Raw genomic sequence first — 19,371 nt, 5'->3', positions numbered from 1 at the left:
GTGCCGGATTTGCCTATCATGCGCTGCGCAGGCCGCGCTGTCAGGACTACGCCCACGCGTTCGGGCGGAATTTTCCCACCGCTACTGAGTCTATTGGATCACGCTAACCACCCAGGAGGTTCCCCATGACCCGTTGGATCGCCACGGCCGCCCTTGCGGCCGCAGCATTGTTTGTGGCCCCGGCCGCGCTGGCCGCGGAGAAGGTCACGCTGGAACACGATGATTTGACCCTGGTCGGGCATATGAAGGAAGGCATGGGGGCGAGCCCCTCTGACGGTGTGGTGCTGATGCTGCACGGTACCCTGGCGCATGGGCGCATGGAGGTGATGGCGGGGGTCCAGGACCTGCTGGCCGAGCACGGACTGAACTCCCTGTCGATCAACCTGAGCTACGGGATCGATGCACGTGAAGGGATGTTCGAGTGTGACGCCCCGGTGCGTCACGGGGTCGACGATCACCTGCAGGAGGTCAGCCTGTGGCACGAATGGCTGCAGGACGAAGGCTACGGTCCAGTCACCCTGTTCGGACACTCCCGTGGCGCCAATCAGGTCGCCCGCTACCTGACCGAGCACGACCCGGACGGCATCCGCGCCCTGGTGCTGGTGGCGGCTTCCACCTTTGACGAGGATGAGGCTGCGGCGGAGTTCGAGGAGCAAAGCGGCCTGCCGCTGCAGGTGATGCTGGATCGTGCCCGCGAACTGCAGCGCATGAACCAGGAAGAGACCCTGATGGAGGACGTTCGCTTCCTCTATTGCGAGGAGCTGGACGTGACCCCGCGCGCCTTCCTTGGCTACTACGAACCGACCCGCCAGAACGATACCCCTTCGGTGATCCGCGGCATGCAGATTCCGACGCTGGTGATCGTCGGCTCCGAGGACGACGTGGTGCCGGACCTGCCGCAGAAGGTCGAGGCGGTGAAGGACAGCGGCGACATCACCCTGATGACCGTGGACGGTGCCGATCACTTCTTCCGCGACTTCTTCGCGGATGACGTGGCCGATTTCACCGCGGACTTCATCGATCAGAACTGATCGGTAAGCCCTCAAGAACAAGTCGGCGCTAGTGCAAGGCCGGCCCGGGAATTCCCCGGGCCGGCCTTTTTCGTGCCCGTGTTAGGGGCTATCCGACCAGCAGCGTCAGGTAGAGCCCGAGCATCGCGGCGGAGAACAGCAACCCGATGGTCTCCCATCGGGTCAGGACGCGTTCGGCGTCTTCCAGGCGCTGGCGCAGTTTCAGGCGCAGTAGCCGCAGGCGTGCCGGCATCCGGCGCGGCCGGGGTGGTGGCAGGGCCAGGTTTCGGTGGGTACGCCGGGCGCCGCTCCAGGCGGCCTCGGCCAGGGCGGCCAGATCGCCCTCCGGCACGCGCGGGGTCTCGCGGTCACGGATCAGCCGGTAGGCGATGCCGGCGAGGACGAGCCCGAGGGCGATCGGCCACAGCAGGGCCAGGCCATAGAGGTCCCGCGGCTCGACGGGCAGGCCGCCGGGCCCGACGACCAGGACCCCGAGCGGGAGCAGCAACCCAATCAGTGCAAGCGCGCCCCAGGCCCACCATCGTTGCCGGTCAAGTCCGTTGGCGGGTGCCTGCAGCCCGGTCTGCCAGCACCACAGGAAACGCAGCAGCAGCACGGTGGTGCCTGCCGCGGCGAGGGTCAGCAGCAACTCCGTATGGGCCAGCCAGCCGGGCAGGGCGTCGGGGGCCAGCGGGCCCTTTAGTGTGTTCTTGGCCAGCGCGCCGCTGGTGAACGGCAGGCCGGCCAGGGCCAGGGCCGGCAACAGGGTGAACAGGGCAAACGCGGCCCGGGCCAGGGGCGTACCCGGCCACTGGTTCTGCATCCCGGCAGTCAGGAACAGCGCGCCCTTCGCCAGGCCGTGGTGAACGGCGTACAGCGTGACGGCGGCCAGCAGCCAGCCGCGCGCCTCCGGCAGCAACAGGGCCAGGCCAATGCCGACCGTCATCAGCCCCATCTGCGAGATGCTGGAGTAGGCGAGGATGGTCTTCGGTCGTACCTGCAGGACGCCCACCAGGACCCCGAGGAAGGCCGCTGCCAGGCCCAGCAGGACCAGGGTCTCGCCCAGCACTGCATGCCCGGTGGCGTCTAGCGGCAGCAACCGCATCCAGCCCAGCAGCCCGGCCTTGATCATCGCCCCGGACAACACGGCGCTGGCCGGTACGGGGGCCGCCGGGTGGGCCAGAGGCAGCCAGAAGTGCAGCGGCAGCATGCCGGCCTTGATCCCCAGGCCTACGACCAGCAGTGCGAGCGCCCAGCCCTCGGGGCGGGCGGCTGCCACCGCCGCCAGGCTGGATTGCCCTGCGGCGTGGACGGCCAGGAGCAGGCCCGCGAGTAGCAGGACCTCGCCCAGTACCGCGAGGATCAGGTACACCCGCCCGGCGCGCCACGCCTCCGGCTTTCCGGAGTGGACCACCAGCCCGTAGGCGGAGAGGCTCATCAGGGAGAAAAACAGGTAGAACGATGCCGCGTCCTGCGCGAGGACCAGGCCCAGATTCCCGGCCAGGGCCAGCAGCCAGAACACGTAAAAGCGCTCGCGCCGGGCGTCGTCACGCCGCTCGCCCAGGGCGAATAGTCCGGCTGCCAGCCAAAGGCCTGCAGTCAGGGCCAGAAACGCCCGCCCGGTTGGGTCGACGGCCAGGTGGGTCCCCATCAGCAGGCTATCGAAGGTCGCCTCCAGCCCGGTCGGGGCCAGGGCGGCGAGCAGCAGCCCGGGGAGCGCGGCCCAGGGGACCAGGCGGTTCAGCCCCGCCTGCCCCGGGCGCAGGCCGATAAATACCGCCAGCAGTAACGGCAGCAGTGGGACGGCGAGCAGGAGGATGCTGCTCACAGCCCGAACTCCGGCAGCGAATAGTCGCGCCGCACGATCAGGCTGACCCAGCCCAGCGGGCTCAGCCCCAGCCCGGCGAAGAGTCCCACCAGGAGGCCCAGGGCAGCGGTGAAGACCACCGGAAACAGCAGCATCCAGTGGGTCTCGAAGCGGGTCGGCCCGGCATGCGCCTGCAGCGGTTCGTGCCACGGCTCGCGGCGCTCACCGAGCCAGCCACGGATCACCGGCGGCAGGAAATAGGCGGCGTTCAGCAGGCTGCTGAGGACCAGCACGCCCAGCACCCAGGGCGTGCCGGCCTCCAGCGCCCCCAGCCCGAGGTGCCACTTGGTCACGAATCCCGCCAGCGGTGGCAGGCCGATCATGCCCAGCGCCCCGAGGGTGAAGGCAAGCATGGTCAGCGGCATGCGCCGGCCGACCCCGTCGAGCTCGCTGATGCGGTGGATGCCGAGGGTCTCGGCGAAGTTGCCGGCGCAGAAGAACAGGGTGATCTTGGTGATGCCCTGGTGCACCAGGTGCACCAGTCCGCCGATGATCCCCAGCGGCCCGGCCAGCGCCACGCCGAGGATGATGTAGGAGACCTGGCTGATGGTGGAGAAGGCCAGGCGCTGCTTCAGGTCGTCCGTGCGCAGGGCCTGGATGGAACCGTAGACAATGGTGATCGCCGCCACCACCAAAAGCCCGGCGGTCAGGCCCAGTTCGATGGCCAGCTCGGTTCCATAGACGTCGTTGACGACGCGGATGATGCCGAAGGCGCCGGCCTTGACCACGGCCACGGCGTGCAGCAGCGCGCTCACCGGCGCCGGCGCGACCATCGCGATGGGCAGCCACGAATGCAGCGGCACCAGCGCCGCCTTTACCCCGAAGCCGATCATCAGCAGCACGAACAGGATCTGGAGGGTGGTCGCGTGCGTCTCCGCGAGACCGTCCAGGTACCCGCCCGGGGTGAAGCCCTCGGCTCCGGCCAGGAGCGTGAGCCAGACAATCGCCGTGAACAGCACCAGTCCGCTGGTCAGCGTGTAGGCGAGATAGAGCCGTCCGGCCCGCAGCGCCGCCGACGTACCGCGATGGACCACCAGCGGCCAGGTCGCCAGCGTCAGGATCTCGTAGAAAATCAGGAAGGTGATCAGGTTGCCGGACAGGGCAATGCCGACCGTCGCACTGACGCACAAGGAGAAAAACCCGAAGAAGCGGCTGCGCCGGGGCGAACCCTCCAGGTAGCCGATCGCGTAGACGGTGGTCACGAACCACAGCACGGCCGAAAGACTGGCGAACAGCAGAGACAACGCGTCCGCGGCCAGGACCAGGTCGATGCCCGGCATCAGCGGCAGGCTGAAGCGGTATTCGTCGCCGCGCAGCACCCCGGCCAGCAGGACTCCGACCAGTGCCAGCTTGGTGCCGGCGCCACCCAGGTTCAGCGCGGTACGCAGGCCCTGGCGATGCTCGGGCAGGAAAAAGATCGCGATCCCCGGCCCGAGGGAGCTGAACAGGATCGCGAGCAGCAGCCAGCCGCCGTCCATCAGGGGGCCCCCGGCGTCAGCGCGAGCGTATTGAGGGTCAGCGTCCCGGACAGCCCGGCGAGCGCCGCGACGGTCGCCAGGCCCAGTGGCACCCAGTCCATCCACGGCGAGACCGCCTCGCCGGCATCTTCGTGCCCGCGGTGAAAGGCCGGGGCCACCATCCGCAATATGTAGGCCGCCGCGAGCAGGCCGCCGCCGGCGATCGCCAGCACCCACAGCACGCCGATCACGCTGCCGGCCAGTACTGTGCCCAGACCGGCCTCCAGCAGCAGGTACTTGGCGATGAAGCCGCCAGTGAACGGCAGCCCCATCAGGCTGACGCCGGCCAGCCCCAGGGCGAAGACCGTGCGCGGCCGCGCCCGCAGTACATCGCCCAGGTCGGCTAGCCGATCATGCCCGGCGGCGTGCTGCAGCGTGCCCGCCGCGAGGAAGACCGAGGCCTTGGCCAGCGCGTGGACGACCGCGAAGAACACCACCACCCGCCAGGCGCCCGGGTCCACCAGCATCAGCGGGAAGGCGATCAGCAGATAACCGAACTGGGCGACGGTGGAATAGGCCACGATCGATTTGAGGCGCCCGGCGCGCAGGGCCTGCAGCGAGCCCCAGACCAGCGCCGCCACGCCCAGCATCCCGACGAGGATGCCGAAGGCCGGGGTGGCCAGCGGGGCGAACACGCCCATCCACAGACGCAGGATCAGATAGAACGACCCGGTGACCACCAGCCCTGAGAGCACCGCGCTGACCGGCGCCGGGGCCGAACCGTGGGCCGGCGCCAGCCAGACATGCAGTGGGAACAGCGCAGCCTTGAGCATGAGCCCGGCGGTCATCAGTACGGCCGCCATGCGTTCTGTGGGGCCCGCCTCGGTGCGCGTCTCCAGCAGCAGCAGGTCGAGGACCCCGTGCTCTCCGAACAGCAGCACCACCCCCATCAGGAAGCTGAGCGAGCCGAGGATGTTGACCAGCAGATAGCGCACTGCGCCGGAGACCGCGGCGGCCGTTCCGGTGAAGGCGACCAGCGCCACCGCGGACAGCGAGACCACCTCCAGCGTGATGTACAGGTTGAAGGCATCGCCGGAGAGAAACAGCATGTTCAGGCCGGCCCACAGCCAGAGCCACAAGGGCCAGAACTGGCGCCGCTCGATGCGATCATGCACATAGCCCAGGCTGTAGAGGCTGGTCGCAAGCCCCACGACGGCCGTCAGCACCAGCAGGGTCATGGACAGCCCGTCCAGATGCAGCATCAGGCCCAGTGGCGCCTCCCAGCCCCCCAGTGCCACCCGTGTGGCCGCGGCCTCCGGATCCGGTCCGGCGTTCAGGAACAGCGCACTCAGACCGAGCACCCAGGCTGTGATGGCGAGCGCCCCCAGCAGGCCGACGCGATGGGCCTGGCGCGGCCAGGCCGTCGCCAATACGGCCACTACCAGCGACAGCGCGACCAGCCCGGCGATCGCCGCCGGGAGCCACTCGGCATTTGCCGGGGTCACGAGGGCCGATCCTCGTCCGAGGCGGCGGGGCCGCCGTCGGCGTGATGTTCGCCGCGCGAGATGTCTTCCACCGGGGCGTCGTCGTCCGGTGGCCCGGGGAGTATCACTGCATGGCCCGTCAGCCGCGTCAGGTGCACCACCAAAGCCAGGGCGAAGGCGGTCGCGCTGACCGCGACCACGATGCCGGTCAGGGTCAGGGCCTGTGCCACCGGGTCCGGCGGGCCCTCGCCGCGGGCGGCCACACCCAGCAGCACCATGAACACGCCCGAGCCCATGATGTTCAGGGCCAGGATGCGCAGGACCAGATGGTGCCGGCGGATCAGCCCGTACAGCCCCAGGGCGAACAGGATCGCCCCAGCGGTGGGGTACAACAGGCCCGGTGCCAGCGTGTGGGCCAGTGTTTCGGCCAGGCCGTTCATGCGTCGTCCCCGGCCGGGCGCCCGGCCACGAACAGGGCCACCAGGGCCAGTGCGATGGACAGCGTCGCCGCGATCTCGATCAGGAGGATTAGCGGGTAGGCCCAGGCGTCCGCATAGCCGAGAAAGCCGTGTCCGGCCACGAGGCCGTACAGCCCCACCAGCAGGAACAGGGCGACGCCGGCGGTCAGGCCCAGGCGCAGTGGCACCCCCGGCGCCATTGGCAGCTGGTGCGGTCGCGCCAGGACCAGCAGGATCCCGGCCGCGCCGAGGATGGCCCCGGCCTGGAAGGCCCCGCCGGGGGCGTGGCTCCCGGCCCACAGCACGTACACCCCGGTGACGATCGCGACCGGGACCAGCAGGCGCAGGGTGCCGGGCAGGATCGGGCCCGGGGCCGGACGCGCCGGGATCAGGTCATGTCGCCCCAGCGACCACGCGCCCAGCAGTGCGATCAGGACAATCGCCAGCTCGAGGAAGGTGTCGTAGGCGCGGAAGTTCAGCAGCACCGCGGTGATCGGGTGATCGACGCCCGAGACGTCCATGTGCGCATCCACTACCGGCTCCAGCCCGGTGGACTGCGGCTGGTGCCACAGCGCGGTGACCAGCAGGCCGCCGACCACCAGGGCAAAGGTCAAAGCGGGCAGGAAGGTCCGGCGTTCGGGCGGCGGGTCGTGCAGCGCCCGCAGCAGGGCATGCGGCCCGGTGGGGTCGGGCGGGGGCGTATGCGGGCGGCCACTGCGACGTTCCGCCATGATGCTGCGCAGGCGTTCCAGCGTGACCAGAAGCAGGGCACCGGTGATGCCCGCGCCGATCGCGGCCTCGGCGAGCGCGATGTCCGGGGCCTCCAGCCGCACCCAGGCCAGCGCCAGCAGCAATCCGAATGTAATGAACAGCACCACGGCCCGGAACAGGTCGGTACTCGCCAGGCAGCGCCAGGCCACCCCGACGATGCCGGCCAGCAGGATCAGATCGAAGAGGACCAGCAGCCCGTTCATCGATCCGACTCGAACTCCCCGTGGGTCCAGGTTCGTTGCGCCACCATGTGCGCGGCGGTGGTCCCCGCGGCCAGGACCAGAAGCCAGATCAGCAGCAGCTTGAGGATGTCCGCCGGACCGCTGGCCTGGAACATCAGTCCGAGTACCACCAGCCCGAGCCCGACGTTGTCGGCCTTGGTCAACGCATGCAGGCGCGAGTAGACGTCGGGAAAGCGCAGCAGCCCGGCGGTGCCGGCGGCGAAGAACACGAGCCCCGCCAGGATTAGGACCACGGTCAGGGTATTAGCGATCATCGTTCGGCTCCTCCGGCTCGGCGGATTCCGCGTGCTGGCGGTGGATTGGGGTATCCGGTGGTTCCGGCAGGCCGTGCTGGCGGACGAAGGCCACGGCGGCGACCACCGCCAGCAGCGCAAAGACCAGCGCCACATCCACCAGGGCGGATTCCTCCAGTACCAGCGACAGCAGCAGCAGGATCGTCACCCCGGTGGTGCCGAATAGTTGCGCGGCCAGCATCCGGTCCCCGGAACCCGGCCCGCGCAGTACCCGAACGAGACCCAGCAGGATGGTGCCCAGCAGGAACAGCGCCGTGGCCAGGTAGAAGACGCTCACGAGGTTTTCCCGTTGCGTTTGTCGCGGTGGTCACGCGGGTCGCGGAAGGCGGCCCGGATGCGTCGTTCCAGAGCGATCAGCGCCGCCCGGGTGTCGGCGTCGCGATCCAGCACATGCAGGGTCAACAACCGGCCCTCCAGCCGAATGCTGAGCGTGCCGGGCAACAGGCTAATGACCGCCATGAACAGGGTCAGCGGCGGCCCATGGGCCAGTTCGGTTCGGTAGGTCACGAACGCCGGCTGGATTGGCAGGCGCGGATCCAGGGCGCGGCGCGCGACATCCAGGCCGCCCAGAAACGAGTTGCGAAGAAAAAAGCCCAGCAGGTCGGGCAGGGCGCGCAGGCGTAACGGGAGCGGCCGGCCGGTCGGCAGCAGCAGGCTGGCGCTACCGGCCAGAACGATCGCCAGCAGGGCCAGCGGTTCCAGCAGGGCCTCGTGGCCCGCGAGCACCCACCACAGCAGCGCGGCCGCGGCCGCAGTCCCGATCGCCCGCCTGCCACGTGACCGCGCGCGGCCGGGGAAGCCGGGGTTCGGTTGCGAGGAGCGAGACGCGGGCGTCATCGAGTCGCTAACTGGCGGAGGTGCCGAGGTGATCCTGGCGCTCTTATCTCAGCTCGTTGCTGGCGTCGGTGAACCCCATCAAGGACACGTCAAAGACGAACGGTTGCTCCTGGTGCAGGGCGCGGAAGGCCACGGTCAGGGCCTGCCCGCCTCGGAGCGCGCTCATCTGCTGGCTGTTCAGTTCGCGTCCGGCGACACAGCCCTGCTGCACGCAGGTCACGTAGCCGGCGTCCATTTCCTCGCCCGCGTCATCGACCTGCATGCGGATACCGGGTCGCAGATCCACGCCCAGCGGCACCAGCACCTCGATCACATGCTGGTCACCCTCGCGGCGGATGGTGGCCTGCAGAAACAGTCCCTGCGCCTGTTCGTCCTGAATCTGCAGGGTCTGCTGCATCTGGCAGCGCTCGCCGTTCGGGGTGTCGATGCAGGCGACCTCCCAGTCCTGGTAGACGGTGGTTTCCGGCTCCTGCTGCACGGGCTGCTGCGGTTGGCCGGGTTGTCCCATGTCCTGCGCCGCCCCCGGGGCGGCGAGGCCCGTGACCAGCAAGGCAAGCAGGGCGATGGAGGGACCGCGGCGGACGCGGCGAACACACTGGATGGCCGTATGCATGAGTCGAGGTATCTCCGGTATTGAAATGACGCCCCTACTCTAGCGCGCCGCACAAGTCGGTGCCTCGAACCGGCTTCGGTTTCGGGGACGCGGTAGGCGCATTTCCCTCCCGTCCGTGGGTCAGCGGGTGTAGCGCTCGACGAAGTCGCAGCGGCCCTCGGGCAGCCAGTCCGGGAGGTCGTAGTAGCGATCGAGGACTGGCTGCAGGACCTGGTCGTGGTAGGCGGCGTAGTCGAAGCCGCGGCCCTCGGCGAGGGTCCAGGCGACGCCGCGGATGGTGACTTCGCGTATGCGCACCTCGTCGAAGAAGGGCTCCACATGCGCCGGATCCAGCTCGCCGCGGGTGGGGACGTAGAGCAGGTTGGCGCCGTCAAGGGCGCGGAAGTCGGTAAGCAGGTCGTCCTGGCGGCCATAGTGCGAGCCGGCGCCGAACACCCCGACCTCGCGGCCGGCGTAGTAGCCCAGTACCGCCGAGCGCGAGTAGCTGCGGGTGAAGACGTGCCAGTCCGCGTCGTATTCGCCCACCACCTCGGCCACCGATTCCGGGGCCAGGTAGAACACGGCGTCGGCGTAGCGGTCCTGGCCCTTCAGCCATTCCACTGGCATCAGCGCGAGGGTCAGGATCGCGACGGCGTGCAGCACCGCGAGGGCCCCGGAGAGCCAGACGCCGAGCGTCAGAGAGCGTCGGGCCAGGAACAGCGCGGGCAGCAGCAGGAAGGGCGCGAAGGCGGCGAGCCAGTGCAGCCCGATGCTCTTGAACGGGGCGAGCAGGGCAAACAGGATCAGCGGGATCAGCCCGGCGGAGAGGAACACGCCCAGCTGGTGGTCGCGGATGCCGGCGGCCAGGGCGCGCCACTGGCGGGCGTAGAGCCACAGCAGCCAGGGCGTGAACAGATAGACGAGCAGGATCGCGTAGGTGAGCCAGTTGCCCGGGTCGAAGCCGCCGTCGCCATGCCGGTTCACGACGTTGAACATCACGTTGTACCAGCAGTTGTCCCAGTTCCAGTACAGATTGAGGGCGACCGCCGGCACCACGCCGAGGATGATCAGCAAGAGGCCGCGCCAGTGCTGCCGCGCGAACAGCAGGATGTGCAGCCCCAGCGCGATGCCCAGGAGCACCGCGAAGTACTTGGACAGGAACGCCAGCCCCAGGGCCAGCCCGGCGAGCAGGAAATAGGCCGCGCGCCCGGTGCGCAGCGCCAGCCAGGCGAGGCCGGTGGCGAGCAGGGCGAACAGGATCAGCGGGGTGTCCGTCGCGGTGATGACCGCGATGAAGAACAGCGGCATGAACAGCGCCAGCAGCGAGACCAGGCGCGCCCGGACCGGATCGGTATGTCGCCACCAGAGAAAGACCGCAAGCGCCGGGGCCATGGAGGCGAAGATGCCCAGGGCGCGGATCGCCAGCGGATGGTCCGACAGGGGCAGGATGGCGCCGAGCCACCAGCCGATCATCGGCGGGTGGTCGTAATAGCCCAGATCCGGGTTATGGCCCCAGATGAGGAAATAGGCCTCGTCGCCGGTGATCGGCAGCGCCCATGCCATGCCGATCTTGACCAGCAGGACGGCCAGCAGGATCGCGCCGTAGTGGCGCGCGAGCCACGGCCACGAGGTGGGTGTCGGTCTCACTCGGGGGCACCCTCCAGGGCGGGTCCGTGGACGCGCCGGAAGCGGCCCCGACGCAGCCGGTAGCCGCTGCGGGCCAGCTCCAGCATTGGCTGGTCGGCGTCGCTGTCGCCGTAGGCCGCGACCAGGTCCACCGGCTCCTCCGGGGGCAGGGTCGCCAGCCAGGCGGCGATGGCGGCCGGCTTGGCCGCGCCCCGGCAGTTGGTACCGTCGAGGCGCCCGGTCACGCGTTCGCTGTCATCGACCGCCAGGCGCGAGCTGACTACGCCGGCAAGGCCGTGGCGCTCGGCCCAGGGCTGCAGCCAGAGATCCAGCGAGGCGGACACCAGCACGCAGTCATGGCCCGTGGCCTGGTGGGCCTGGAGCGCGCGCATGCCCGCCGGGCGCAGCAGACGGTCCAGGCGGCCCTCGGCGAACTCGCGGCCCTTTGCCTGCAGGTGGGCGAGGGTCTCGCCGGCCAGCATGCGGGTTAGCACGGCCTCCTTCGCGTCCTGGTTGGAGAGGCGCTTCAGCGCCAGGCCGGTCAGGGCGGGGAGGCAGTCCGGCAGGCGTCGCAGGAATTCCACTGTCCCCAGTGCGTGGCGCAGGAAGGGGAACAGGCTGTCGCGCCGGGTCAGGGTGCCATCAAAATCGAACAGCACGATCTGCCGCGCGGGGCCGGGCCGGGTGGGGGCGGACATGGCTAGGGAAACACTGATCCATGTACACGCTCGCGCTCGAGTCGCTTTTGCGTGCGAACAAGGCGCGGTGACTGCCGTGCAGTCATTCTGCACAAGGGAACCGCAACGCCGTTCCCACGCAAAAGCGGCCGAGCCCCTGCATTCAATCGCTTGTGGGGTTGGCACCCCAGGTTCCCCGATCCTGCGTTGCGGCCCTTGCCGGTAGAACCACTACCGGCTGCGCACCGCGCCTGGTCTCGGCAAACCTGGGGTTCCAACGCGAGTGTGTACATGGATCAGTGTTTCCCTAGAGCTTGAGGCGCTTGAACAGGTATTCGGGGATCAGGCGGATGATGGTCATGATGACCCACCACTTGCCGGGCAGGTAGGCCACGTCGCGGCCACGGTGCATGGCGCGGACGATGCCCCGGGCGACCGTTTCCGGTTCGGCCCACAGGGCGCCGGCGCGGTTGAAGCCCTCGGTCATCGGGGTGCGCACGAAGCCGGGCTTGAGCGTGACCACGTCCACACCGCTGAAGAACAGCCGGTTGCGCAGGCCCTGCAGGTAGATCGCGAGCATGCCCTTCGCCGTGCCATAGGCGTAGTTGCTCTGGCGCCCGCGGTCGCCGGCGACCGAGCCGATGGCGGCGATCACGCCCCGGCCGCGGGCCTCGAAGTCCGGCGCGATGCGGGCGAGCAGGGCGATGGCGCTGGTGCCGTTGACGTGGATCGCCTCGAGGGTCTCGTCCACCGAGGCGTTGCAGGTGGCCTGGTCGGGCAGGGTGCCCCAGGCCAGCAGCACGCTGTCCACCTCGCCCAGGGCCTCCTGCGCCTGTTGCCAGATGGCCGCGTGGCCGTCGATGTCGGCGAGATCCGCCGTGGCGCCGAGGATGCGGGTGCCGTCCGGGTCGTCGCCACGCACCCGCAGGTCGGCCAGCAGGGCCTCCAGCGCCTCGCCGTCGCGGGCCACACAGAACAACCGTGCGCCGGTGTCCACCCACTCCCGCGCCGCCGCGGAGGCAATGGCCGAGGTGGCACCAAAGAGGACAACGTTCTTCATTGGGTTCATGCAGTCACCCTGCGCCAGAAGCCGGAGGAGAATTCGGGGTCCACATACTCGGCGAAGGCCTCCCAGCGGGGGAACCCCTGGCGGAAGACGTCGGCCGGCATGCGTGCGTCCTTCGCAGGGTACAGGGCACCGCCGGCCTCCTGCACGATCGCGTCCAGGCGCGCGAACAGGCGTTCGGTGTCGCGGCCCTTTTCCGGGAAGTCCAGCGCGAGCGTGGCACCCGGGCGCGGGAAGGACAGCAGGCCCGGGGCGGCGCGGTCGCCGAAGGTCTTGAGCACCGCGAGGAACGAGCCCTGGCCACTGGCGGCGATGGCATCCAGCAGGGCCTGCACGCCGTCCTTTGAAGCCGCCGGCGGCAGCACGCACTGGTACTGGTAGAACCCGTTGTGACCGTAGATCCGGTTCCAGTGCCGGATCGCGTCCAGCGGGAACAGCCAGGGCAGGTGATGGACCGCGCGCGGGGTCGCGTGCACCGGCTGGCGGTAGTAGAGGTGGTTGAACGCGCGCAGGGTCAGGCGGTTGACCAGCGACACCGGCGGGTCCAGCGGGATGCTGCGGCGGTGTTCGTGCCAGGCGTCCTTGCGCGGCGCGGTGGTGGCATGGCGCCCGCCGCTGTAGATGCCGCGACCGACCCGGCCGCCGGCTCCCGGGTTCAGGCAGTCGATCCAGGCCACGGTGTAGGGCCACTCGCGCTCGGACTGGGCGTTCAGCTCCCAGAATGCGTCCAGCGAGTCGAAGCGCTGCGACCAGGCGCGCATCCAGGCCCTGCGGATCGGGGCCAGTTGCAGGGTCACGGTCTCGATCAGGCCGGTCAGGCCCAGGCCGCCGACGGTCGCGGCGAACCAGTCGGGTGTGTTCTCGGGGGTGACCTCCAGCACCTGGCCATCGGAACGACGCAGGGTCAGGGCGCGTACATGGTCGCCGAAGCTGCCGGCCTGGTGGTGGTTCTTGCCGTGCACGTCATTGGCGACCGCACCCCCCAGGGTAACGAAGCGCGTGCCGGGCACCACCGGCGGAAACCAGCCGCGTGGCACGGCAAAGCGCAGCAGCGCATCCAGCGATACCCCGGCCTCGGCCGTGAGCTCTCCAGTGGCGGCGTCGAAGGCCACGAAGCGATCCAGCCCCGGCGTGTGCAGCAGCGAGGCCAGGGGATTCAGGCAGACGTCCCCATAGCTGCGCCCCAGCCCGTGGGCGAGCAGGGGGCGTGGCACGTCGGGCAATGCCCGCCCGCGGCGACCGAGCGCGACCTCGGCCGCGTGTTCCACCCGAGGGATGCGGTTCCAGCTGGCGGTCATGCCATGGCCTCCGCGCGCCCAATGTCCCCGTCATTGCGAGGCCGCTGCGCGGCCGCGGCACAAAGGCGCGTAGCGCGTTGAACGACCGCAGGCCGGCCCGACGGGCGAGCGCAGCGAGTTATCGCCGTCTCCTGCCCCCAACGCCCGGAACAGCTTCGGGAGATTGCCGCGGCCCCTGCGGGGCCTCGCAATGACGGGATTGGCGCGGCGAGCCTAGCCATGGTGCGGGTCCGGGAATTCGCGGCCGCGGGCCTCGGGGTTGGTGCCCAGCGCGATCAGGCCGAGGATCACCGCGAACCACAGCGTGGTGAAGCGGATCAGCATGGTCGCCGCGACCGCATCGGCCGGTGGCATGTCGGCCCATAGCAGCAGGGCGATCATCACCGCCTCGGTGCCGCCGAGCCCCCCCGGCAGGAAGCTCAATGCGCCCGCCAGCATGGCCAGGGCGAACACGAACGCGGCAAAGGCGAACGTGGCCTCGAAGCCCATGGCGTTGAGGATCCACCAGAAGGCCAGGGCCTCCGCGCTCCAGGCGATCACGCTGAGCACGGTGGCGCCGGCCACCAGGGCGGGCCGGTGGCAGCGCCGCGCCTGCAGCAGGACGGTAACCAGATGGTGCAGGGTGCGCCACAGGCGCTGCCCCGGGCGGTCGCTCACGGTTTGCAGCCACGCCAGCGGCCGGCGCCAGGCGAGCACCACCAGCGCGGCCAGGATGCAGGCGGCACCGATCAGGATCAGCCAGGTGCCCTGGGCGACCAGGGTCAGTCCCAGCATGGACAGCAGCACCACCGCGATCAGGTCGGACAGGCGTTCGGAGACGAATGCCGCGAAGCTGTCGGGGTAGGGTACGTGGCGGCGTTTCAGCAGCACCCCGCGCAGGGCTTCCCCGGCCTTTCCGGGGGTGGTGGTCAGGGCAAAGCCGGCCACGTAGATGTGCAGGCTGGCGCGGGTCGGGACGGCATGGCCCAGGGTGCGCAGGTACAGCTGCCAGCGGGTGAAACGCAGGCTGTAGTTCACCAGTGACAGCGCCAGGGCCAGCAGCAGTCCGCCGAAGCCCACCAGCTTGAGGGCGCGCCAGACCTCGTCCGCACCGGCCCACAGGGCGACCCCGAGATACAGGGCGACGGCCACGATGACCGAGAACATCACCGCGCGCAGGCGCCAGCCGGAGAGCCGTACCGTGCTCATGCGAGCACGGCGATGGTGACCCCCAGCCACACCGCAACAGTGGCCAGCAGGTGGGGGTCGGTGACCAGGTCGCGCGAGGTGTCGTTGCCGCCGCCGCGGGCGTGCAGCAGGAACAGGTAGCGGAAGATGCCGTAGATCACGAACGGCAGGGTGTAGATCAGCCCGTCGGTGCCGTGCAGGGCCATGGTCTCCGCGCTGACGGTGTACAGGCCATAGGCGAGTACCGTGCAGGCGGCGCTGATGGAGGTGAACTGATCGAGCAGGCTGAGGCTGTAGTCGTCGAGTACGCGCCGCGGCCGATCGGCGTTGCCGCGGCGTTCGATGGTGTCGTCGGCCAGCTCCGCGCGGCGCTTGGCGAAGCCAAGAAACAGCGTCAGCATCAGGCCGCACAGCAGCAGCCACTGCGAGGGCTCGATGCCCAGGCCCAGGGTGCCGGCGAGGATGCGCAGCATGAAGCCGGCCGCGATGCTGAATACATCAAGGATCACGATGTGCTTCAGCGACCAGGAATAGGCCACGTTCAGCACCAGGTAGGTCAGGATCAGCGCGATGACCCAGGTACTGACCATCGCCGCGAGGACCAGCGCGAGGACCGCCGCCGTTGCGAAGATCGCCCAGGCGGTGGGGACGCTGATCGCACCGCTGGCGATGGGGCGGTCGCGCTTGGTCGGATGCTGGCGGTCGGCCTCGACATCGACGATGTCGTTCAGCACGTACACCGCGCTGGCGATCGCGCAGAAGGCGAGGAAGGCGAGACTGGCCGCCAGCACCGTGCCGGGTTCGCCCCACTCGTGCGCGAACACCACACCGAGGAACACGAACCCGTTCTTGATGTACTGGTGCGGGCGCAGCAGTTTGATCAGCGAATACAGCATGCAGGCGTCGGTCGTGAAGGTCGTTGCAGTCTACTGACGCACTCGATGCGTTACCATCGGCGGCGCTAAAGCGCGCCCGTGCTGCGCGCTCGATTCCATGTTTTGACTCGCAGGAGAACTTTCATGTCCCGTATCGCCCGATCCTTCCTGCCCGCCGTCCTGCTGGCCGCGGCCGGGCTTGTCGCCGGTTGCATGTCCGGCGGTGGCCCGGAGCCCGAGTTCGCCGAAGGCCAGCCCTTTCCCGAGCGCACCCTGAATGACCAGCACGGCGATGCGGTGGAGCTGCCGGGCAATGCCCGCGTGATCCTGAAGACCGTGGAGGCCGCGCCGGCCGGTATCGCCAATGCGGTTCTGAGTGGCATGACCGCCGAAGAACGCGAGGGCATCGTCTACATCGCCGATATCCACGAGATGCCGCCGCAACCGATGCAGAACGTGGTGCTGCCGCGCATGCAGGCGCGGGACTATTCCATCGTGGTGACCTCCAGCAAGGCCGATGCCGGTTTCCTCCCGCATCAGCGCGAGCAGGTGACCGTGATCCTGCTGGATGACGAGGGCGTGGTGACTGGCGTCAGTCACGCCGGTAGCGAAGAGGCCCTGCAGGAGATGCTCGACAATGCCCGCGACTAGGCGCTGCGCGTGACGGGCCCCCGTCGGGCACGGACCTGACATGGCCTTCTTCCTCGGGCTGCTGACAGCCCTTGGATTCGGCGCCGGGGACTTTTTCGGCGGCCTGGCCTCGCGCCGCATTCCGGCGCTGGTGGTCGCCTGCTATTCGCAGATCCTTGCGACCATCGCGCTGCTGGTGATTGCCCTCCCGCTGGCGGGGCTGCCCGGCACCCAGGCCCTGCTCTGGGGGGGTGCCTCGGGGCTCGCACTGGCCCTGGGGCTGCTGGCCTACTACCACGGCCTGGCCGAGGGCTCGATGGGCCTGGTGGCCGCCGTGACCGGTGTGATCTCGGCCCTGGTGCCGCTGCTGGTCGGGCTGGTGATGGGCGAGCAACCGGGACCGCTGGCGCTGGCCGGGATCGCGGCCATCGTGGTGGCGATCGGGATGATCTCGGGCGGGTCCCGCAAGGCCAGCCCGCGACGCCTGGACGAACCCGTGCGCGGCCTGATGGCGCTGGCCCGGGGCGAGCACCCGGTGCGCGGGCTGGTGGACGCAACCATCGCCGGGGTCTGCTTCGGCCTGGTCTTCGTGTTCCTCAACGAGGCCGAGGCCGGCTCGCCGCTGTGGCCGGTGGTCGCGACGTCCGCCGTGGGTGCGCTGGCACTGCTGGTGGTGATGCTGATCCGCCGCCCGCAGACGGGGATGAGCCGGTCCACGCTGGTGTTGCTGTCGCTGGCCGGGCTGTTCCAGGCGGCGGCGACGGTCGCTTTCGTGGTGGCCGTGCGCATGGGGCTTTTGTCGATCATTGCGGTGGCCGGCGCGCTGTCGCCGGCCCCGACCGCATTGATGGCGCGTTTCTTTCAGGCCGAGCGCATGTCTTGGGTGCAGCTGACCGGCTTCGTCTTTGCCCTGGGGGGCATCGTGCTCATCGTGCTGGGCGGGCCCGGGTAGTCAGCGGACAAGTCTGCTAAGTTGGCCGCGTGAGCCAATCCACAGGAGGTGCCAGGTGTCGGAAGATCCAAAACCGGAAGTCGTGCGCAGTGAGGTGAGCGAGCCCGCGGCCGGGCCGCGCAAGGACGTCACCATGGTGACCGTGGTCTACGTGCTGTATCTGGTGAGTTTCCTGACCGCGCTGACCGCCATCGCCGGTCTGATCATCGCCTATATCAAGCGCGGCGAGGCCGATACCGTCAGCGTCTCCCACTTCACCTACCAGATCCGCACGTTCTGGATCGGGCTGTTGTTTGCCGTGCTCGGGGTCATCACGACGCCGATCGGCATCGGCTTCGTGATCTTCCTCGCCCTGGTGATCTGGCTGCTGGTGCGCTGCATCAAGGGCCTGCTGGCCAACAACGACAACCGTGCTATCGAGCAACCTGAAACCTGGCTCTGGTAAACGCCTTGTGTCGTGCCCGAGCCGCGTTCGCGGATGCGTGAGCGGCTGGAGCAGTATCAGGTACTGATCTACCTGGTGACGATCGCCCTGGGGCTTTTCCTGGGGGTGGCCGCGCCAGGGGCCAGCGAGTGGCTGGAGGTGGTGCTCTGGCCCGTACTCGGGGTGCTGCTGTACGCCACCTTCACGCAGACGCCGCTGCTCCACCTGAGCGAGGCGTTCCGCGAGCCGCGTTTGCTGCTGGCAGCGGTGATCGGCAACTTCGTGGTGATCCCGCCGCTGGTCTGGGCGATCCTTCAGGTGGCGCCGGGCGATCCGGCGATCCTGCTGGGGATCGCCCTGGTGCTGCTGGTGCCCTGCACCGACTGGTTCATCACCTTTACCCATCTCGGCGGCGGCGATACCCGCCGGGCCATCGCGTTCTCACCCATTTCGCTCCTGCTGCAGCTGGCCCTGCTGCCGCTGTATCTGTGGCTGTTCTTTGGCGGTGAGTTCACCCTGGCGCTGGCTGGCGAGGACGTGCTGAAGGCCTTCGCGGGGTTGATCCTGGTCCCGCTGATCCTTGCCTATCTCACCGAACGCTGGGCCAACGACGACCCCGGCCGCGGACACCTGATCTCGGGTCTGGCCTGGCTGCCGGTCCCGTTGCTGGCCGTGGTGGTGTTCATTATTGCGGCCTCGCAGGTCAACACGGTGCTCGACGGAGTCGGTGTGCTGTTCCCGCTGCTGCTGATCTTTGCCGGTTTCCTGGTGGTCGCGGCCCTGCTGGCGCGGGCCCTGGCCCAGGTGTTCGGCCTGCCGATAGCCGAAGGGCGAGTGCTCGCCTTCAGCCTCGGGTCGCGCAACTCCTTCGTGGTCCTGCCCATCGCGCTCGCCCTGCCGCAGGGGCTGGAACTCGCCGTGGTCGTGGTGGTGTTCCAGTCCCTGGTCGAGCTGGTCGGCATGGCCGTGTACTTGTGGTGGATTCCAGGCCGCTTGTTCCCTGATCGCCCTGCTGCCTGAGGCGGCGCTTCCGAGCCCTGGATCGTCGTCGGGTCTTCCCGTACTGGGTCGATCATCAATGGCCTGCCGGGCAGCCTGCGGGAGGATGCTGCCGTCAGCGGAGGCGGCTGCGCATCGAGCACTTCCTGGCGCGGGTGCGTAGCAGGGCGGGTGGGCGTTGCGCGGGGCCAGCGGAGGAGCCGCTCCCCGGGTGGTGGCGCAGCTCCTGACTGTGAGCTGCGCCCAGGCTGGCGGCTGGCTGGGACCGGTCTTGCCGGGGTTAGCGTTCCAGGTACTGGAGTTTGCCTTCCACGCCGTCCCAATCTTCGGCGTCGGCCGGCGGGTCCTTGCGCGCGGTGATGACCGGCCAGGTGCGGGCGAGTTCGGCGTTCAGTTCGATGAACTGGAGCTGGTCTTCGGGGACGTCGTCCTCCGGCACGATGGCTTCGGCCGGGCATTCCGGCTCGCACAGGGTGCAGTCGATGCATTCGTCGGGGTCGATGGCCAGGAAGTTCGGTCCTTCATGGAAGCAGTCGACCGGGCAGACCTCGACGCAATCGGTGTACTTGCACTTGATGCAGTTATCGAGAACGATGAAAGCCATGCTTTTCTCCCTTTGAATTCAGTCAGTTGACCGGGGTTTTTG

21 protein-coding genes are annotated in these 19,371 nt (G+C 69.1%); 5 read left to right on the top strand and 16 right to left on the bottom strand.

The features are described from left to right. The first annotated feature begins 125 nt into the window (after window positions 1–125). Window positions 126–1,031, top strand: a complete 906-nt coding sequence (locus tag TVD_RS09345; RefSeq protein ID WP_047251459.1) for an alpha/beta hydrolase — start codon at window positions 126–128, stop codon at window positions 1,029–1,031. A gap of 88 nt (window positions 1,032–1,119) precedes the next feature. Here TVD_RS09345 and TVD_RS09340 read toward each other — a convergent pair whose 3' ends face one another. From TVD_RS09340 to TVD_RS09270, 15 genes are all read right to left on the bottom strand, one after another. Then, a complete protein-coding gene (locus TVD_RS09340) occupies window positions 1,120–2,838 on the bottom strand; it encodes a complex I subunit 5 family protein (RefSeq protein ID WP_047251458.1) in 1,719 nt (572 codons plus the stop codon). Next, window positions 2,835–4,355 carry a complex I subunit 5 family protein gene (locus TVD_RS09335; RefSeq protein ID WP_047251457.1) on the bottom strand — a complete coding sequence of 507 codons (1,521 nt, stop codon included), beginning with the start codon at window positions 4,353–4,355 and terminating at the stop codon, window positions 2,835–2,837. Before TVD_RS09335 ends, TVD_RS09340 begins: the two co-directional genes overlap by 4 nt. Further along, window positions 4,355–5,839: a complex I subunit 5 family protein gene (locus TVD_RS09330; RefSeq protein ID WP_047251456.1), complete on the bottom strand. Its 1,485-nt coding sequence runs from the start codon at window positions 5,837–5,839 to the stop codon at window positions 4,355–4,357. Before TVD_RS09330 ends, TVD_RS09335 begins: the two co-directional genes overlap by 1 nt. Next, on the bottom strand, window positions 5,836–6,258 hold the full coding sequence (locus tag TVD_RS09325; protein WP_047251455.1) for a cation:proton antiporter subunit C: 423 nt from the start codon (window positions 6,256–6,258) through the stop codon (window positions 5,836–5,838). The genes TVD_RS09330 and TVD_RS09325 overlap by 4 nt, the downstream gene beginning before the upstream one ends. After that, window positions 6,255–7,250 (bottom strand): hydrogenase subunit MbhD domain-containing protein, encoded by a 996-nt coding sequence (locus TVD_RS09320; RefSeq protein ID WP_047251454.1) that lies wholly within the window; start codon window positions 7,248–7,250, stop codon window positions 6,255–6,257. The genes TVD_RS09325 and TVD_RS09320 overlap by 4 nt, the downstream gene beginning before the upstream one ends. Continuing rightward, on the bottom strand, window positions 7,247–7,543 hold the full coding sequence (locus tag TVD_RS09315; RefSeq protein WP_018168620.1) for a monovalent cation/H(+) antiporter subunit G: 297 nt from the start codon (window positions 7,541–7,543) through the stop codon (window positions 7,247–7,249). Before TVD_RS09315 ends, TVD_RS09320 begins: the two co-directional genes overlap by 4 nt. After that, window positions 7,533–7,859, bottom strand: coding sequence for an MrpF/PhaF family protein (locus TVD_RS09310; RefSeq protein WP_047251453.1), 327 nt, complete (start codon window positions 7,857–7,859; stop codon window positions 7,533–7,535). Before TVD_RS09310 ends, TVD_RS09315 begins: the two co-directional genes overlap by 11 nt. Next, window positions 7,856–8,419 carry a Na+/H+ antiporter subunit E gene (locus TVD_RS09305; RefSeq protein ID WP_047251452.1) on the bottom strand — a complete coding sequence of 188 codons (564 nt, stop codon included), beginning with the start codon at window positions 8,417–8,419 and terminating at the stop codon, window positions 7,856–7,858. The genes TVD_RS09310 and TVD_RS09305 overlap by 4 nt, the downstream gene beginning before the upstream one ends. 43 nt (window positions 8,420–8,462) lie before the next feature. Then, entirely contained in the window at window positions 8,463–9,032 is a 570-nt protein-coding gene (locus tag TVD_RS09300; RefSeq protein WP_047251451.1) for an invasion associated locus B family protein, read from the bottom strand. 120 nt (window positions 9,033–9,152) lie between these two features. Next, the gene (locus tag TVD_RS09295; protein ID WP_047251450.1) at window positions 9,153–10,658 is read right to left on the bottom strand and encodes an ArnT family glycosyltransferase; all 1,506 of its coding nucleotides are present in this window, start codon (window positions 10,656–10,658) and stop codon (window positions 9,153–9,155) included. Next, window positions 10,655–11,335 (bottom strand): HAD-IB family hydrolase, encoded by a 681-nt coding sequence (locus TVD_RS09290; RefSeq protein WP_047251449.1) that lies wholly within the window; start codon window positions 11,333–11,335, stop codon window positions 10,655–10,657. Before TVD_RS09290 ends, TVD_RS09295 begins: the two co-directional genes overlap by 4 nt. 286 nt (window positions 11,336–11,621) lie before the next feature. Next, window positions 11,622–12,374 carry an SDR family oxidoreductase gene (locus tag TVD_RS09285; RefSeq protein ID WP_420804904.1) on the bottom strand — a complete coding sequence of 251 codons (753 nt, stop codon included), beginning with the start codon at window positions 12,372–12,374 and terminating at the stop codon, window positions 11,622–11,624. Between the two features lie 5 nt (window positions 12,375–12,379). Further along, window positions 12,380–13,678 (bottom strand): FAD-binding oxidoreductase, encoded by a 1,299-nt coding sequence (locus TVD_RS09280; RefSeq protein WP_047251447.1) that lies wholly within the window; start codon window positions 13,676–13,678, stop codon window positions 12,380–12,382. Between the two features lie 213 nt (window positions 13,679–13,891). After that, window positions 13,892–14,866 (bottom strand): lysylphosphatidylglycerol synthase transmembrane domain-containing protein, encoded by a 975-nt coding sequence (locus TVD_RS09275; protein WP_047251446.1) that lies wholly within the window; start codon window positions 14,864–14,866, stop codon window positions 13,892–13,894. Beyond that, on the bottom strand, window positions 14,863–15,741 hold the full coding sequence (locus TVD_RS09270) for a decaprenyl-phosphate phosphoribosyltransferase (RefSeq protein WP_018950715.1): 879 nt from the start codon (window positions 15,739–15,741) through the stop codon (window positions 14,863–14,865). Before TVD_RS09270 ends, TVD_RS09275 begins: the two co-directional genes overlap by 4 nt. A 123-nt stretch (window positions 15,742–15,864) precedes the next feature. On the opposite strand from TVD_RS09270, the gene TVD_RS09265 reads away from it, so the two are divergent. From TVD_RS09265 to TVD_RS09250, 4 genes are read left to right on the top strand one after another with little or no spacing between them, the layout of a single operon-like run. Further along, window positions 15,865–16,371, top strand: a complete 507-nt coding sequence (locus TVD_RS09265; RefSeq protein WP_047251445.1) for a hypothetical protein — start codon at window positions 15,865–15,867, stop codon at window positions 16,369–16,371. A gap of 40 nt (window positions 16,372–16,411) precedes the next feature. Next, window positions 16,412–17,302, top strand: coding sequence for a DMT family transporter (locus TVD_RS09260; protein WP_019567907.1), 891 nt, complete (start codon window positions 16,412–16,414; stop codon window positions 17,300–17,302). A 55-nt stretch (window positions 17,303–17,357) separates the two neighbouring features. Next, entirely contained in the window at window positions 17,358–17,747 is a 390-nt protein-coding gene (locus TVD_RS09255) for a DUF4870 family protein (RefSeq protein WP_047251444.1), read from the top strand. A 33-nt stretch (window positions 17,748–17,780) separates the two neighbouring features. Then, the gene (locus TVD_RS09250; RefSeq protein WP_047251443.1) at window positions 17,781–18,746 is read left to right on the top strand and encodes an arsenic resistance protein; all 966 of its coding nucleotides are present in this window, start codon (window positions 17,781–17,783) and stop codon (window positions 18,744–18,746) included. Window positions 18,747–19,005: 259 nt separating this feature from the next. Here TVD_RS09250 and fdxA read toward each other — a convergent pair whose 3' ends face one another. Then, on the bottom strand, window positions 19,006–19,329 hold the full coding sequence (gene fdxA / locus TVD_RS09245) for a ferredoxin FdxA (protein WP_018168634.1): 324 nt from the start codon (window positions 19,327–19,329) through the stop codon (window positions 19,006–19,008). Window positions 19,330–19,371: the final 42 nt, after the last annotated feature.

Origin of the sequence: Thioalkalivibrio versutus (genome assembly GCF_001020955.1) — a bacterium.
GTDB lineage: Bacteria > Pseudomonadota > Gammaproteobacteria > Ectothiorhodospirales > Ectothiorhodospiraceae > Thioalkalivibrio > Thioalkalivibrio versutus.
This window is presented reverse-complemented; position numbering and strand designations above follow the sequence as displayed.